The sequence below is a fragment of the Photobacterium obscurum genome (assembly GCF_026191635.1).
Classification (GTDB): Bacteria; Pseudomonadota; Gammaproteobacteria; order Enterobacterales; family Vibrionaceae; genus Photobacterium; species Photobacterium obscurum.
On record NZ_JAKRRW010000003.1, the window covers coordinates 1 to 16,315 of the forward strand.

The window sequence follows — 16,315 nt, forward strand, 5'->3', positions numbered from 1 at the left end:
ATTAAGAAGCCTCGTCGAAAGACGAGGCTTTTTTCATATCTGAAGATTACGTTCGCCCTCCGGTCGAATGAGTCCCGCAGGGAGGCCTGCCCTTCATGCGAACCCAGCCGTTCCGTCACTTATATTAAACCCAAGACTACGCGTCCCGGCAGTAATACTTGTTTTATTTTTGCCTGTTAGTTTGGTTTGCTCTTCAGGAAAATGGGTACCATCGGATTCCTAGTGACGATCCCACCCAAGTCCAACTCCTTTCGTACTTGACTTTGTTATTGAGCAGCTTTTAGAGCTATTGGAGCATAATAGCTAAAAAGCTGTACGTATTTAAAACCATTAAAAATCATTTACTTAATCTGTTTTATTTGGTCGTAATCTAACAACCATTAATAGGTACACCTTTTGGGTGAGTTTGAGCTAAAAAGCTGTTCGGTTGGTCTGTGGGTTGGGCGGAAGCTCGCACCAGCTGGCTCTTCACGGTACTATTGTCGTCAATGACTTCAGTTGTAACGCTAAGTAGGAAGTGTGATGACCGTAACTGCCAATGATAATACCCATGTTGATAGTGATCTTCTGACGGAGATTGCCATTGCTTACTATCAGGATGGGGCGACACAGGAAGAGATCTCAAAAAAGTTCGGGATGTCGAGGGCAAAAGTGGGGCGCTTGCTGCGCCGGGCCCGTGATGAAGGTGTGGTTGAGATCACGGTCAAATATCACCCGGTGTTCAGTGAAAAACTGGAACAGCAACTGATAGAGCGATTCAATTTAAAACGTGCGCTGATTGCATTGGATCAGCCGGATGATGAAACTCAGCGTCAACAAGTAGCAAGCTTGGTTTCAAGCTATCTCGCTTCAACTCTAACTGATGATATGGTGGTGACTGTCGGGCAAGGAAGGAACATTGCATCGATAGCCAGTCACGTTGGTGTGGTACCACACCGTAAATGTCGTTTTGTCTGTGGGATCGGCGGTACTCACCGCTCGGGTAATGCGATAAATGCCGATCATATCTGTCGTCAGCTAGCAAAAAAATACGATGGGATCAGTGAGACTTTGTATGCTCCCGCCTATGTCGAAGATATCAAAGTAAAAGAAGCCTTTATGCAAAACGGCACGGTGAAGGAAACTTTGGACCGGGCGCGTAGGGCTGATGTTGCTTTAGTCGGTGTAGGCGATATGAACGAAAATAGCCACATGGTTAAACTAGGCTGGTTTACCCCACAGGAAATTGTCGAAGCCCGGATCCGCAAAGGGGTGGTAGGTGATATTGCGGGTTATGATTTCTTTGACAGCCAGGGGCAACAGGCAGACACCATGATGAGTGATCGGGTTATAGGTCTGAGTATGGAAGAGTTACGCCATATCCCGACTGTTGTGGTTACGGCAGCCGAAAATAGTAAAGCATTAGCGCTGTTAGGAGCACTGCGCTCGGGTATTGTGGATGTACTGGCGACCAGCGTTAGTAATGCGTTGACGATACTGAATCTTGATCAACAGATGAAGTAATTAATCACATTCTGTGAAAGATGAAGGCTGCTAATTGCAGCCTTTTTTATATATAAACGCCTCGGTTTTCTGTTTGGGGATAGGTTATTTGCCGTTGCCTGCTATCCACGTTAAGTACAATAGATAAATAGCACCTATGCTAAAAAGGATTTTGAAAAAAGGAGCGCGGCATTGAGATTGATATTTTTTGGGGTGTTATGGCTGGTATTGACCTCTTCTGCATTGGCAAGCCCTTGGGAGAAAGTGAAATCGCCTAGTGAGGGGAATTCAGAATCTATTGGTACGTATAATAACGGGTGCCTCGCCGGTGGTGAGGACTTACCCTTACAAGGGGATGGCTATCAGGTGATGCGTTCCCAGCGAGGTCGATATTACGGGCATCAGGATATGATTCAGTTTCTCCGTGATCTATCAAACGGTGTTCAGCAGCTTAAGCTTGGTCAACTATTGGTTGGTGATATTGCGATGCCTCGTGGTGGGCGTTTTTCCTCCGGCCATGCCAGTCATCAAACCGGGTTAGATGCCGACATTTGGCTGAAGCTGACTGACGCACCGTTATCGGAAGAACAGCTTATCGATGTTCAGCCGTTGCCAATGGTTCACATTAAGGACTATAAAATCAATAAGGAAAATTGGGGAGATAGGCAGGCTTTGTTGGTGCAGTTAGCTGCTTCTGATGAGCGTGTTGCCCGTATTTTTGTCCATCCGGTGATTAAAGAACAGCTTTGCCAAAAGGAATGGAGAGAGCGAGGCTGGCTGAGAAAAGTTCGCCCTTGGTGGGGACATTACTATCACTTTCATGTCAGGTTGCATTGCCCTGATGGTGATAAGAACTGCAAGGCACAGAAAGCACCGCCTGCTGGTGATGGCTGTGGAGCAGAATTGGCATCATGGAAGCCAAAGCCGGTCAAAAATAAATCGGACAAAAAGAAAGTGGCTAAAACCAAAAGGAAAATCCCTAAGCCGCCTGAACAGTGCCTGGCATTGCTAAGGTAATCTTATCGTCCTAATAAAAAAGCGCCTTTCGGCGCTTTTTCAATTTGGAGCGATTATCACGCAAGACCTTGTAGGGTTACAAACTTTTCAAGCAGTTCGTCATCAGTCTCGACATGGTCCGGATCGGTAATAATACAGTTGGTAATAGGACAAACTGACTGACAGGTTGGTTTGTCATAGTGTCCTTTACACTCTGTGCATTTATCCGGGTTGATCTCGTAGATCTCTGCGCCCATAGTGATCGCTTCATTTGGACATTCCGGATCACACATGTCACAGTTGATGCACTTACTAGTTATGAGTAATGCCATGGCGATTACTTGCTGTCTTTCGGTGCGTGTGGGTTACGAGTATCTTCACCAGCATTTAGGTTACGCATTAGCAGGCCATATTCCAGATTCATATCTTGAGGAACCGGGATAAATACGAAGTGACCGTTGCCTTTGGCATCATCGATAACTTCAGACTTGCGGTTTTCCATCATCTCAAGGTTGAAGATCACGTTGCCTTGCGGTGTCATCATTTCTAGGCTGTCACCCACAACGAACTTGTTCTTCACTTCAACTTCAGCCAGATCGCCACGGCGTTTGCCTGTGAACTCACCAACAAACTGCTGTGAGTCAGAGATCGAATAACCGTAGTCATAATTCTGGTAAGTATCGTGGGTGTGACGGCGGAGGAAACCTTCGGTGTAACCACGGTGCGCCAGACTTTCAAGCGTACCCATCAGGCTTTCATCAAATGGTTTGCCGGCTACTGCGTCATCAATGGCTTTGCGGTAAACTTGCGCTGTACGGGCACAGTAGTAGAAAGACTTAGTACGGCCTTCGATTTTCAGTGAGTGCACACCCATTTTCGTCAGACGCTCAACGTGCTGGATAGCGCGCAAGTCTTTTGAGTTCATGATGTATGTGCCGTGCTCATCTTCAAATGCCGCCATTTTCTCTTCAGGGCGGTGCGCTTCGCTTAGCAGCACGACTTCGTCAGTTGGCTTGCCTAGACCGAGTGTATTGTCTGGGCGCTCTTCTGCTTCTTGCATTTGTACGGCTGCAGCGTCTTGAACTTCAACAATCTGACCAGCGTCGTTTTCCGTCGCTTTTTCAGTTTTGTATTCCCAGCGACATGCATTGGTGCAAGTACCCTGGTTCGGGTCACGCTTGTTGATGTAGCCAGAAAGCAGGCAGCGGCCAGAGTATGCCATGCACAGTGCGCCGTGGACGAAAATTTCCAACTCAGTGTTAGGGCACTTTTCACGGATTTCTTCGATTTCTTCCAGTGACAGTTCGCGCGATAGGATCACACGCTCAACGCCCTGGGTTTCCCAGAATTTCACGGTCGCCCAGTTAACAGCGTTCGCCTGTACCGACAGGTGAATTGGCATTTCCGGGAAGTTCTCGCGAACCAGCATGATCAGGCCCGGGTCAGACATGATCAGGGCGTCAGGGGCCATTTCTACGATTGGCTGAAGATCGCGAATAAAGGTTTTAAGTTTAGAGTTATGCGGCTGAATGTTACACACCACGTAAAGCTTCTTGCCTTGGGCATGTGCCTCGTCGATACCGATTTTTAGGTTTTCGTGGTTGAACTCGTTATTACGAACACGAAGGCTGTAACGTGGCTGACCAGCGTAGACAGCATCTGCACCGTATGCGAATGCATAACGCATGTTTTTCAGGCTGCCAGCAGGGGATAACAATTCAGGTTTAAACATAGCTCTTATAATCCAGTGTCTGATTCCAAATCAGGCCGTATCGCAGAGGGATACGGATGTGAGGCGGGATTTTACTGTGATCGTTGCCACAAAGCCAATTTTCTCGAAAAAAAGTGTTTGGCCTCGGTCTTACTGACTGTCTGTTGTGGTTTTAATAGATTTAAAAGCGGTTCTCGACAAGAGGGTGAGTAATAATACACCGTTTAACCAGATACTGTACGTTTATCTAACGAGTGTTTGATTGTCGTCTGTTATTATGCCTCCAGTTATTATTTATATTATCAATAGCCATAGAGCTATGTTTATATGACGTTGAGGTACCACATGCAATCCACTCATTCTGCCAGTGCTATGGGGCGTCGCTCTGTACGCTGGAAGTTTCTTCTAGCCGCGGGCGGGAGCCTGGTTGCCACCGTTGTTGCGCTTGTTTTTTCATTTCTCTATGCAACACAGCAGACACAGGACTTGGTATACCAGAAGACCGAAGAAAACCTCACGCTATCGGCTGAGCAGTACATTGAAGAGTTGGCGAACGAGCAGTCATTGATGATCCAGCGCTTTTTCAACCGCTCTTTTGACCGCGCTGAAATGCTAAGTCGTACGCTTGTATTTATGAAACAGAATGCGGCAGATCACCAGCTAACCAGTGAGTCGCTGCGTCGTTCTATGAACCAGCTTATCGAGCAAACGGTCAGTGATAACGAGCAGATGCTTGGGATTTATGTTGTTTTCGAGCCCAACAATCTTGATGGTGAGGATGCGAAGTTCATTGGTGCCGAAGAGCTTGCCGCCAACAGTATCGGTCGCTTTGCCCCATACTGGGCTCGTAATTCTGATGGCAGTGTCGAGCTGGAAGTGTTGCTGGAAGAAGATTTGCATGATACTGAGCTCGATGACAATCAGCTGCCGAACAATGAATGGTATGCCTGTTCAATGCGCACCCAGCGGGCCTGTGTGCTGAATCCCTATCTTGATACCGTCGATGGGGAAGAGATGCTGATGACATCACTGACGCTTCCTTTAATAGAGAATGGTCAGGTTATTGGTATGCTCGGTATTGATTTTAGCCTTGCCGGCATTCAGACCATGGTTAGTCAGGCCGATCATCGGATCTTTAATGGTAGTGGTGAGGTTATGTTGCTGAGCCATCAGGGTTTCATTGTTGGTTATGATGCCCGGCCAGAACTTATCGGTCAGCACTTTAGTCAGGGGGGAGCCTTCGCAAAGGCTAACTTAACAGACTGGCTGACAAAACCTGTAGAAGCGGTTAGTTGGCTGAATAAGGGTGAAACGCTGCAAGCTCGAGTGCCTGTGAAGTTATCGGGCAATGAACAGCCGTGGGGACTGGTGTTTGAATTGCCCCGCTCAGATGTGATGGCTAGGGCATTGTCGCTTGAGCAGACATTGAGTGCAGCTAATGCAGCAAATGCAACCAAGATTCTATTGATCGGTGTTGCAATTACCGTCTTGGCTTTGGGATTGCTCTGGGTTTTGGCGGTTCGCCTAGTGGCACCTATTCGTCTGGTTGCCGAGCGACTGCAAGATATTGCCAGCGGTGAGGGGGATCTGACACGGCGATTAGCGGTAAACAGTGACGATGAGCTGGGTGCTCTCGCCCATGGGTTTAATCAGTTTGTTGATAAACTTCAGGGGACTGTATGTAATATTTCCACTTCGGTAGAAGAGGCAAAAGCGAGCGCCGAACAGGCATCTCGAATTTCTCATCGCACCAGCGAAGGGATGCAGCAGCAGTTTACTGAAGTGGAACTTGTCACGAGTGCCTCTGCTGAGCTGGCCTCAACAGCACAAGAAGTAGCCAATAATGCCAGCCAGGCAGTTAGTTCTGCCAAAGATGCCAATACCGCCGCTGAGCAAGGCAAGTTGGTGATTGCATCAACCACTGAGGCGATGTCTTCGCTGGTCGAAGAAGTCAGTGCCACTGTGCCGGTCGCCGGTCGCCTGGCGCAAAACAGTGACAATATAGATTCGATTTTAGAGGTGATTGAAGCGATTGCTGAGCAGACCAATCTACTGGCGCTGAATGCGGCCATTGAGGCTGCTCGCGCTGGAGAACAAGGACGTGGTTTTGCTGTGGTCGCTGATGAAGTCCGCAGTCTGGCGAGTAGAACACAAGACTCCATCAGTCAGATCCGCCAGGTTATTGACCAGTTAAAATCGGGCACTAGTGAGGTGGTTGTTGCGATTGAAAAAGGAAACGACAAAGCGCAGACGACGGCGAGCCAGGTGAGCCAGACCGTGGCGGTACTTGAGCAAATCATTGCCCATATTTCCAGTATTGATGAAATTAGCAATCATATTGCTGACGCGGCGACAGAGCAGCGTAGTGTGGCTGAAGACCTAAGCCGTAACGTCACTAATATCAGAGATGTGAGTCAGTCGGTAAGTGTTGAAGCCGAGCTTTCGGCGAAAGTGGGTGAGGAGCTAGAAGCTTTGATGCTTGAGCAGCAGAGATTGGTACAGCAGTTCAAAGTAGACTAACCTGAGCCACAATCTTGGTTAGATTAATCCCCTAGAATACCACCAAGGTATTCTAGGGGATTTGAAGTATTTCGAAAGTTGCCAGTAAGTTATCTAAAGGGCTTGCCCGGTGCTGCTTACTTCGCTTACTTTCGTGAGGCGAACGCTTACTCTTTTGCTTCCAAACCGCCTAGCACCTCGAACAGGTTAGGTAGGAAGGCAGAAAATTCACCACACATCAGTGACAGATCGGCATCGATACGCTGGGCGATATCTTCGCGGTCGATATCTTCGTTCTGATCTTTGATCTCATCTGAGAACTTCAGGCGCTTGAGTGACAGATCGTCACCAAGAACAAAGTCGATGCGATCCTGCCAGTTGATAGCTAGCTTGGTAACCAGTTTATCGGCTTCGATATGAGCCAGGATTTCGTCACAGCTTAGGTCCTGCTGCTTACAACGGATCACGCCGCCATCTTCCAGAATCGCTTTCAGTTCAGCTTCTTCACCGACAGTAAAGCCGTTTGGCGAAGTGTTTGAACGCACCCACTCAGTCATCGTTAGCTCGGCTGGCTTTTCTGGTGTTACAGGAACTACCGGTAGGCTACCAATTGATTTACGCAGCAGTGCCAGCAGATCTTCGGCTTTTTTGAAGCTTCCTGCATCGACAACCACAAAGCCTTGTTTCGGCATGATCAGCGCGTAAGTCTGTTGGTGGCGGCTAAATGCACGAGGTAGAAGATCCATCACGATTTCATCTTTGATGGTGTCTTTTTCGCTTTTCTTCAGTTTGCGCCCTTGCTCAAGCTCCTGCGCTTCTACTTTGGTTGTCAGTGACTCTTTGATCACGGAAGCCGGTAGCATCTTTTCTTCTTTGCGGGCACAGATAAGAATGTTGTCACCAATAACATGGGTGAACATATCACCGTGTTTGCCTAGCGCATGAACCCAACCAAATTTTTGGATATCTTGGCTACCACATGGGGTAAAGCGGAACTCTTCCAATTGTTTCTCAAGTTGATCCGGGTTGAGGTCAATCTCACGGCTAAAGCGATAGGTCAGTACGTTTTTAAACCACATCATGGCAGTTACAAATCCTAGGTTGTGCATTTGGCTGTCAATCTTATTGCATTGCACCGATTTTGTCGCAATTTTTCTGTTAGGGATCGGGTGGGCTTATCGGCATTGTGAGGTACAATCGAGCCAGTTTTCCTGACTGGCATATACATACCGCAATGAAGATCCTTCATACCTCCGATTGGCATCTTGGCCATCAGTTACATGGCTATAACCGTGACTACGAACACCAGGCATTTCTGGATTGGCTGGCAGATACACTGGAACACCAGCAGGTCGATGCCTTGCTGGTTGCCGGTGATATTTTCGATACTGCCAACCCGCCAGCCAGTGCTTGGCGGATGCTGTATCGTTTTATGGCACGCCTAGCCAAGACGATGCCTCAGCTGGATGTGGTAATGATCGGTGGTAACCATGACTCACCAAGCAAGCTCGATGCCCCTCATGAGCTGCTAAAAGCGTTCGATTTGCATATGGTCGGGGGAATTCATCGCGACCAAGACGGCCAATTGGATCATCAACGTATGCTAGTGCCATTAACTGACCGCTCAGGCGAGCAGAAAGCCTGGGTACTGGCGGTACCTTTTTTGCGTAGTGCCGACTTGCGTACCGAGGATCTTAATGAAGAAGATGACCGCCTGATCAAAGGCGTCGAAACTCTGTATGCCGAAATGACCCAAGTCGCCCGCGAGCAGAAGAGTGCCGATCAGGCATTAATTGGCATGGGTCATGCCTTTATGGCCTCTGGCAAGCTGTCTGAAATGTCGGAGCGTCGGGTACTGGGAGGTAACCAGCATGCGCTGCCGGCCTCGATTTTTGCCGAGGATATTAGCTATGTTGCTCTGGGGCACCTGCATTTACCGCAAATTGTCGCGAAGCAAGAGCATATCCGCTATAGCGGCTCTCCGCTGCCGCTGTCGATGTCTGAGCGAAGATATAAACACCAAATTGTGCTGGTTGAGCTGGACGGCGAGCAAATAACTGAGATTGAGCCGGTATTTATTCCTCGGGTGGTAGATATGTTGAAGGTTCCAGCTTCGCCGGCACCGCTGGAGCAGGTATTGGAAGAGCTTGCGGCCTTGGAGGCCGAAGATGTTCCTCGCGAGCAGCAGCCATTTCTAGAGGTACATGTGCTGCTTGATAAGCCGCAGGCGCTATTGCGAGAAAAGGTATTGCAGGCGCTGGAGGGTAAAGCGGTACGACTGGCTAAAATCACCCCTCACTATCAGCAGCAGGAGCAGCAAGACTCTTTGGGGCACCGCCGACTGTCAGAGGTTTCTCCCCAGCAGGTGTTTGCCCTGAGCTGGGCTAAAAAATATGACGGTGAACCGGACGAGGTAATGGCGGCAGCGTTCGAAAGCCTGCTGTGCCAGCTTGAAGATAGCGAAGTCTTAAGTAGTGAGAAAAAAGAACGATGAAAATTCAGGCGCTACGTGGTGAGAATCTTGCCAGTTTACAGCATAAGTTTGAAATTGATTTTGCCAATGGCCGGTTAGGCGAGGCTGGGCTGTTTGCGATCACCGGTAAAACCGGAGCGGGTAAATCGACCCTGCTGGATGCGATTTGTCTGGCACTGTATGACCGGATCCCCCGCCTGCAGTCAAACAAAAAAAATGACGCAGAAATTGGTCGTGATGATGATGCCAGTCGGATCAAAGCCAATGATGTCCGGAGTATTCTGTCTCGTGGTAAGGCAGAAGGTTACGCCGAAGTGGATTTTGTTGCCAATGATGGCAGCCACTGGCGGGCCCATTGGCATGTACGGCGTGCCCGTGGCCGGGCCGAAGGGCGTATTCAGGCATCGGAGCAGTGGCTGGAAAACATCGAGACCGGTCAGCGATTTGCCGGGAAAAAGCAAGAGCTACAGGCAGAAATGGAGCGCTTGATCGGGCTGTCGTTTGATCAGTTCCGCCGCGCGGTGATGTTGCCGCAGGGGGAGTTTGCAGCGTTTTTGAAAGCCGGAGCCGATGATCGTGCTGCTTTGCTGGAGCGGATGACCGGCGGTGAAATTTATGGCCAGCTTTCTGTAGCGGCCTATGAGCGCGCAAGAGAGGAAAAGCAAAAGCTTATCCAGCTGCAAGATAAGCTGGGTGAGATAGCGTTGTTGTCTGACGAAGAAAAGCAGCTATTGGTTGAACAGATCGATCAGCTGAAACAACAGATACAGCAATTTGAGGCTCAGCTCAATGAACTCAAGCAGCATCAACAAACTTTAAAAACGGAAAGAATGCTTGCTGAACGTGTTTCCGAAACCCTGGAAAAATGTACGCAAGCCAAGCAGCAAAAAGCCGCCGCACAGCCTCGTTACGAGCAACTCGCCTTGGTCGAAAAGGCTCAGCCGGCAAACCGTGATTACTCCATGCTGCAACAGGCCCAGTCACAGCTGGAAAAATTGGCTCAGATGCTGACTAAAGCCGAAGTGGCACTGACAGCCGAGGTGCAGCAGCTAACCGATGCCGATTCACGCGCCTCGACGGCCCAAGAAGTCTTAGCTCAGCTCAACCAGCAGTGGCAGCAACTAGAACCCAAACTCAAAGAGGCGGCTAAGTGGGAGCTGCAGGTTGACGGTTTACGCCTGCAGCTCGGTGAGCGAGAAAAGGAGGGGCAGCAACACAATGACTTTGCAACGGCGCAGCAGTTGCAGCTCCAGCAGGTTCAGCAGCAGCAACTGGTACAACAACAACGCCAGCAGCAACTGTCGATTGCCCTTGAGCAAAGCAAAGCCTTCAAAGCCGTGGCTGAACAGTATGCCTCGGTAAAAGATAACCTTGAGCAATACCTTTCAGCACACCGCACCCGCTCTAAGCTGAACCGAGAAAAACAGCAGATTAAGGTTGAACGGCAACATCACGGACGCCAGCAAGCTGATGTTGAAGAGCAGCTTAAAGTACTGCAGTCCAAGAAAGCCGACTGTGAGGTACAAAATCAGCAGTTGGATTTAGTTGCACTGGAGCAGCGGCAAACTCAAGAACGCAGCCAGTATGCAGAAAAACAGCAGTTGCGAGATGCCCTTCGACAGGCAATCTCTGGAGTCAAAGAGTGGACTTCGCTGTTACTGCAGGCCGAAAAGGTTAGTACGGAACAGCAAGCTCTACAGATTGTTGTTAGCCAGTCTGAGCAACGCTTGGCTGTACTGAGCCCTGAGTTGGATACCTTGATGATTCAACACCAGGAAGTTGAGCGCATGTTGCAGCAAAGCCGTGCGGTGATGAATCTGGAGGATTACCGTAATGAACTGAAACCTGATGAAGCATGTCCGCTGTGCGGGTCTCATGAGCATCCTTATGCCAGCGAAAACCCTGTTGCTGATGGGTTATTGCAGAGCCAGCAGCAGCGTTTGGATGCTTTAACCAAGCAGCTTCAGGATGGTGAAGCCGAGCGACGCCATTTGCAGCAAATCATCCCCAAAGATCAGCAACGTCTTGCCAGCTTTAATAATGAGCTACAGCAGCTGCATAGCAACGTTGAACATCTTTATCACCAAAACGAGACGGTACTGTGTTTACTGAGCGTGTCTGATTCGCTGAACGTAAAATCAGAGCTCTCAACTCTTAATCAGCAGCTAGCGCTATGGCAGCAGGATGTCGAACAGACAGAGCAGGCATTGAGCGCTCTGCAGCAAAGCGGTGAGCAGCGCCAGCAACAGATCCTTCAGGGGCGGCAGCTACAGACGCAGTTGCAGCAAATTCAGCAGCAGGAAGCCGGGCTGAAGGACCAGCAACATACATTGGCTCAGGCATCCACCCAATGGCAGGAGCGGCTGCAGTCACTGGAAGCCCAGGGGACGGTACAGCAAGATATTCTCACTGCGCGTGCAGGGGCTCTGAATGAGCAATATGGTTGTGACGTATGGCTAGAGCAGTTGAAGCAACTTGGTTCAGAGCAGTTTTTCGAACAGTTGGACACTGATGTTCGGCAGTTTACGGCGAACCAGCAGGCCCTGCAGGATGCCGAGAAGCAGCTGTCCGAGCTAGCACCTCAAGCGGCCGAGGTAGAAACATTGCTGCAAAATGCGCAGAAACAATGTGCTGAGATCGACGAGAAAGCCAAGCTACTAAAGGTAGAGATTCAAGAACTCTGGCAGAAGCGGGTTGCATTGGTCGGCGAGCAAGACCTGCAGCAGCTTGAACAACAGCATAAGCAGGCCTTGGAAACCCAGAAGAATACCCTCGCAGAGATCCAAGCGTTGCAGCGTAAATCTGCAGAAGCGAAAGCGGCAGCAGAGGCGGCACTCAAGAGTACGAAGCTGCAGCAGGTAGAAGCTGAAAAAGAACAGCAATTATTGCTTCAGCAGTGGATGGACTGGCAGCTGAAGCTAGGATTGAGTGAGCAACAGCTGACAGAATGCCTGAGCAAGGACGATGATTGGCTATCGCGTGAACGGAAAGCGTTAAGAGAGATAGAGCAGGCGCTGTCGTCGGTCCTGACTGTGCTGGTGGAGCGTGAGCAGGCGGTGATTGAACATCAGGAGACCGTTGCGCTTTCACGGTTATGGTTCAAGGAGCATGGCTTTGAAGATAATGGCTTTGAAGCCGGTCATTCAGAAGCTGATAGTGCACACCAGTTCGAGTTACTTCAGGCGCAATGGATCGCTGACTGGAATCAGCAAAAAGCGGATCTTGATGAACAATTTTACCAGCAGCGACAGCGTTTGGACCAAAGCTTACAAGCCGAGCAGCAGTCGGGCGAGTTGACCAAGCTGCTGGTGGCTCAGCAGGCTCAAACTGAGCTCTGGTTGCAGATGAGCGAGTTGATTGGCTCGGCCACTGGCAATAAATTCCGTACCTTGGCACAGGGCTTGACGCTGCAGCAGCTGGTACTTCTGGCCAATGAACATCTGCAGGATCTGGCTCCGCGTTATGCGCTTCAGCCAGTGCCGGGTAGCCCGCTTGCGCTGCAGGTTATCGACCATGACATGGGTGATGAAGTGCGTAGTGTCGAGTCCTTATCGGGTGGCGAGAGCTTCCTGGTGTCACTTGCACTCGCCCTGGCGTTAGCCTCGCTGGCTGCCGATACTCGCCAGCTGGGATCTCTGTTTATTGATGAAGGGTTTGGTACCCTCGATCCAGACAGCCTTGAGATGGCACTGGCCTGCCTGGACGCCTTGCAGGCTGACGGTCGTCAGATCGGTGTGATATCCCATGTTGGCACTATGGTTGAGCGTATAGGTGTGCAGGTGGCCGTTGAGGCACAGGGAGGCGGGAGAAGCCTGATTTCTATTCGTGGCTGATCTTGCTTCGCTAACTAACTGATACGATTACACTCGTCAAGGCGCGATAAGCTGTTTGTTGCATGACAAAATGAGAGACAAATGGTTACGCTTTTATCGCGCCGGGTCACAAAAGTGTCATAATTAAAACACATAATGACGCTCGACAGACAACAACTACTAGGTATATATCACTATGGTAAGACGGATTCTTGTTGTAGAAGACGAAGCACCAATCCGCGAGATGTTGTGTTTTGTTCTTGAACAAAAAGGTTATGAGCCCATTGAAGCGGAAGACTATGATGCGGCACTGGAAAAAATCTGTGAACCTTATCCGGAGCTGGTTCTATTAGACTGGATGTTACCCGGTGGTTCGGGGATTAACCTGATCAAACATCTCAAGCGTGACGAGATGACCCGCCAGATCCCGGTAGTAATGCTCACCGCCCGTGGTGAAGAAGAAGATAAAGTGCGTGGCCTCGAAGTCGGAGCCGACGATTACATCACCAAGCCATTCTCCCCTAAAGAGCTGATGGCACGCCTGAAGGCCGTGATGCGCCGTGTTTCACCGACTGCATTGGATGATGTCATTGATGTGCATGGTCTGAAACTGGACCCAGTCTCTCACCGAGTCACCTCGAATGAGGAGCCGTTGGATATGGGACCGACTGAGTTCAAGATGCTGCATTTCTTTATGACACACCAGGAGCGTGTTTATAGTCGCGAGCAACTGTTGAACAATGTCTGGGGTACCAATGTGTACGTTGAAGACCGTACAGTCGATGTGCATATCCGTCGCTTGCGTAAGGCGCTGGAAACAGGTGGCCACGATAAGATGGTACAAACCGTGCGTGGTGCAGGGTACCGTTTCTCGAGCCGCATGTAATCGGTTGGTGTGATACACATGAGTTTGAAAAGATAACGAAAGCGATCGGCGTTTTCGTTGAGATGGAGTGGTAAATGGTTGAACGGCTATCGTGGAAAAAGCTGGTTTTTGAGCTGGTATTTTTCTACATGCCCTGGATAGGATTGGGATTAGTTTTTGGCTACATGCCCTGGTTCTTGCTGGTCGCAACCTGGATACAATTGATCTGGCATTTTCATAACTTATTGAAAATGTCTGATTGGCTGTGGAAAGAGCGTAGTCTGACTCCACCATCTGGCTCAGGAAGCTGGGAGCCATTGTTTAATGGTATTTACCGTCTACAGCAGCGTAATCGACGTCGCCGTAAAGAACTCGCGACCTTGATCAGACGTTTCCGTAACGGTGCTGAATCCCTTCCTGATGCGGTTGTTGTCTTTCGCAGTGAAGGGAATATCGTGTGGTGTAACAAATTGGCCCAGCACCTGCTTGGCTTCCGCTGGCCGGATGATGCTGGCCAACCGATAAGTAACCTGCTCCGTAGCCCGGATTTTGTTCGTTACTTGGCGAAGCAGTCCTTTGACACGCCGTTAGAAATCACTTCGCCGCTTAACTACGACCGAACCCTAGAGTTGCGGATCATGCACTATACCGAGGGTGAGTACCTAATGGTGGTGCGAGATGTTTCTCAGGTGAAGCAGCTTGAAGGAATGCGTCGTAATTTCTTTGCCAATGTTTCACACGAATTGCGTACTCCAATGACGGTTCTGCAGGGTTATCTTGAGATGTCGAGAGAGCCTGAAATGCTGATAGGCCCGATGTGGGACAAGGCGCATGGGGTCATGACAGAACAGCTGTTGCGGATGAATTCACTGGTGGAGCAGCTGTTGACATTGTCCAAAATCGAGGCTGCACCCAATATTGAGTTGGATGAAACGATTGATGTACCTTCGATGCTGGATGTTCTTGAGAAGGAAGCCATCTCACTCAGTGGTGGCGATGCGCACCTATTTAAATTTGATATCGACAAGTCATTGAAAGTATTGGGTGATGAAGACCAGCTACGCAGTGCTATTTCCAATCTGGTTTATAATGCGGTGAAACATACGCCGAAAAATGCCGAGGTTTCGGTTCGCTGGTATTTGTCGACAGGTGGCCCAAGATTGGAAGTGACCGATAGCGGAGAGGGGATCGAACCGCAGCATATTCACCGTTTGACGGAGCGTTTCTACCGGGTTGATAAAGCCCGCTCACGAGAAACCGGCGGTAGTGGCTTAGGCCTGGCCATCGTAAAGCATGCGTTGAGTCATCATGACTCCCACTTGGAAATTGAAAGTGTAGTGGGAGAGGGCAGTACGTTCTCCTTTACCCTGCCACAGCGGTTGGTTGCTGACGCGGCCTAAAATAAATTGAAGCAAGCGGCCTTTTGGCCGCTTTCGCTGTTTAATACCTGATAGGAATAACCGTTAGATATGACAAGCATGTCCCGTACTCTGTGGTACTTGTTGGCACTCATTGGTAGCTGGAGCATTGTTGCCGATGAGACCGAGTTGGCGGAATACCATAAGGTCAGTGGTATTTCTGGCAACCTGAATTCAGTGGGCTCAGATACCTTCGCCAACCTGATGACCTATTGGTCTGAAGAATTCAAACGTCAGTACCCTAGTGTCAATGTCCAGGTACAGGCTGCCGGATCCTCTACGGCTCCGACGGCACTAACGGAAGCAACAGCCCAGCTGGGGCCGATGAGCCGGATGATGAAGGCGAGAGAGATAGAAGCCTTTGAACATGAGTATGGCTATGAGCCGACGGCGGTAAGGGTCGCGATTGATGCGCTGGCCGTTTTCGTCCATGAGGATAACCCGTTGCAGGGGATCAATTTTTCCCAGTTGGATGCGATTTACTCCCGAACCCTGCGTTGCGGTGGCACACAGCCGATTACTCGTTGGGGGCAACTTGGCCTGACGGGGAGCTGGGCAGACAGAGATATTCAGTTGTTTGGGCGCAACTCGGTATCGGGAACTTATGGATATTTTAAACAGCGGGCGCTGTGCCAGGGTGATTTTAGAAATAATGTCAATGAACAGCCGGGGTCGGCATCTGTCGTCCAGTCGGTGTCGAGTTCACTGAATTCGATTGGTTATTCTGGTATTGGTTATAAAACAACGGGGATCCGGGCGATCCCGGTAGCGCGTGAAGGACAAGACTATGTGGAAGCAACGATCGAAAACTCTCTCAATGGCCGTTATCCGCTAGCTCGATATCTCTATATTTACGTTAACAAGCACCCTAACAAGCCGATGGCACCGCTAGAAGCCGAATTTATCAGGTTCGTTCTGTCACGTGTCGGGCAGGATATTGTTGAAAAAGATGGATATGTTCCGCTTTCTGCATCGATTGTCGCTGCTGACCTGCAGTTGTTAGGTTTAGCTAAATAGTGCTTAGTGTCAGATAAGTATTGAGATTACTACTAAGCCGGG

The 16,315-nt window shown here is 49.7% G+C and carries 11 protein-coding genes; 8 read left to right on the plus strand and 3 right to left on the minus strand.

Going from position 1 to position 16,315, the window contains the following annotated elements; genetic code table 11:
• Nucleotides 1–522: 522 nt before the first annotated feature.
• A complete protein-coding gene (locus MD588_RS04190; protein WP_265695636.1) occupies nucleotides 523–1,503 on the plus strand; it encodes a sugar-binding transcriptional regulator in 981 nt (326 codons plus the stop codon).
• 171 nt (nucleotides 1,504–1,674) lie between these two features.
• Nucleotides 1,675–2,499, plus strand: a complete 825-nt coding sequence (gene mepA / locus MD588_RS04195) for a penicillin-insensitive murein endopeptidase (protein ID WP_265695637.1) — start codon at nucleotides 1,675–1,677, stop codon at nucleotides 2,497–2,499.
• Between the two features lie 56 nt (nucleotides 2,500–2,555).
• On the opposite strand, the gene MD588_RS04200 is transcribed toward mepA, so the two are convergent.
• Together MD588_RS04200 and trhP are read right to left on the minus strand one after the other, a co-directional pair.
• Nucleotides 2,556–2,810: a YfhL family 4Fe-4S dicluster ferredoxin gene (locus tag MD588_RS04200; RefSeq protein ID WP_265695639.1), complete on the minus strand. Its 255-nt coding sequence runs from the start codon at nucleotides 2,808–2,810 to the stop codon at nucleotides 2,556–2,558.
• 5 nt (nucleotides 2,811–2,815) lie between these two features.
• Nucleotides 2,816–4,210, minus strand: a complete 1,395-nt coding sequence (gene trhP, locus MD588_RS04205) for a prephenate-dependent tRNA uridine(34) hydroxylase TrhP (RefSeq protein WP_265695640.1) — start codon at nucleotides 4,208–4,210, stop codon at nucleotides 2,816–2,818.
• A gap of 324 nt (nucleotides 4,211–4,534) precedes the next feature.
• Between trhP and MD588_RS04210 the strand changes: the two genes are divergently transcribed.
• Nucleotides 4,535–6,709, plus strand: a complete 2,175-nt coding sequence (locus MD588_RS04210; protein WP_265695641.1) for a methyl-accepting chemotaxis protein — start codon at nucleotides 4,535–4,537, stop codon at nucleotides 6,707–6,709.
• Between the two features lie 146 nt (nucleotides 6,710–6,855).
• On the opposite strand, the gene rdgC is transcribed toward MD588_RS04210, so the two are convergent.
• Nucleotides 6,856–7,767, minus strand: a complete 912-nt coding sequence (rdgC, locus tag MD588_RS04215) for a recombination-associated protein RdgC (protein ID WP_265696093.1) — start codon at nucleotides 7,765–7,767, stop codon at nucleotides 6,856–6,858.
• A gap of 155 nt (nucleotides 7,768–7,922) precedes the next feature.
• Between rdgC and MD588_RS04220 the strand changes: the two genes are divergently transcribed.
• The 5 genes from MD588_RS04220 to MD588_RS04240 all read left to right on the plus strand — a co-directional run bounded on the left by MD588_RS04220 (nucleotide 7,923) and on the right by MD588_RS04240 (nucleotide 16,273).
• Complete coding sequence (locus MD588_RS04220) at nucleotides 7,923–9,182, plus strand: exonuclease SbcCD subunit D (protein WP_322784233.1); 1,260 nt, start codon at nucleotides 7,923–7,925, stop codon at nucleotides 9,180–9,182.
• Entirely contained in the window at nucleotides 9,179–12,994 is a 3,816-nt protein-coding gene (locus MD588_RS04225) for an AAA family ATPase (protein WP_265695643.1), read from the plus strand. The genes MD588_RS04220 and MD588_RS04225 overlap by 4 nt, the downstream gene beginning before the upstream one ends.
• 175 nt (nucleotides 12,995–13,169) lie before the next feature.
• Nucleotides 13,170–13,859 (plus strand): phosphate regulon transcriptional regulator PhoB, encoded by a 690-nt coding sequence (gene phoB, locus MD588_RS04230; protein ID WP_265695644.1) that lies wholly within the window; start codon nucleotides 13,170–13,172, stop codon nucleotides 13,857–13,859.
• Nucleotides 13,860–13,933: 74 nt separating this feature from the next.
• Nucleotides 13,934–15,238, plus strand: a complete 1,305-nt coding sequence (gene phoR, locus MD588_RS04235) for a phosphate regulon sensor histidine kinase PhoR (RefSeq protein ID WP_265695645.1) — start codon at nucleotides 13,934–13,936, stop codon at nucleotides 15,236–15,238.
• Nucleotides 15,239–15,307: 69 nt separating this feature from the next.
• The gene (locus tag MD588_RS04240) at nucleotides 15,308–16,273 is read left to right on the plus strand and encodes a PstS family phosphate ABC transporter substrate-binding protein (protein ID WP_265695646.1); all 966 of its coding nucleotides are present in this window, start codon (nucleotides 15,308–15,310) and stop codon (nucleotides 16,271–16,273) included.
• Nucleotides 16,274–16,315: the final 42 nt, after the last annotated feature.

Bases quoted from the DNA above. Each gene is read 5' to 3' on its own strand.
- MD588_RS04190 (WP_265695636.1), top strand. From the start codon at position 523: ATGACCGTAACTGCCAATGATAATACCCATGTTGATAGTGATCTTCTG.
- MD588_RS04225 (WP_265695643.1), top strand. From the start codon at position 9,179: ATGAAAATTCAGGCGCTACGTGGTGAGAATCTTGCCAGTTTACAGCAT.
- MD588_RS04240 (WP_265695646.1), top strand. From the start codon at position 15,308: ATGACAAGCATGTCCCGTACTCTGTGGTACTTGTTGGCACTCATTGGT.
- trhP (WP_265695640.1), bottom strand. From the start codon at position 4,210: ATGTTTAAACCTGAATTGTTATCCCCTGCTGGCAGCCTGAAAAACATG.
- phoB (WP_265695644.1), top strand. From the start codon at position 13,170: ATGGTAAGACGGATTCTTGTTGTAGAAGACGAAGCACCAATCCGCGAG.
- rdgC (WP_265696093.1), bottom strand. From the start codon at position 7,767: ATGTGGTTTAAAAACGTACTGACCTATCGCTTTAGCCGTGAGATTGAC.
- MD588_RS04220 (WP_322784233.1), top strand. From the start codon at position 7,923: ATGAAGATCCTTCATACCTCCGATTGGCATCTTGGCCATCAGTTACAT.
- phoR (WP_265695645.1), top strand. From the start codon at position 13,934: ATGGTTGAACGGCTATCGTGGAAAAAGCTGGTTTTTGAGCTGGTATTT.
- MD588_RS04210 (WP_265695641.1), top strand. From the start codon at position 4,535: ATGCAATCCACTCATTCTGCCAGTGCTATGGGGCGTCGCTCTGTACGC.
- MD588_RS04200 (WP_265695639.1), bottom strand. From the start codon at position 2,810: ATGGCATTACTCATAACTAGTAAGTGCATCAACTGTGACATGTGTGAT.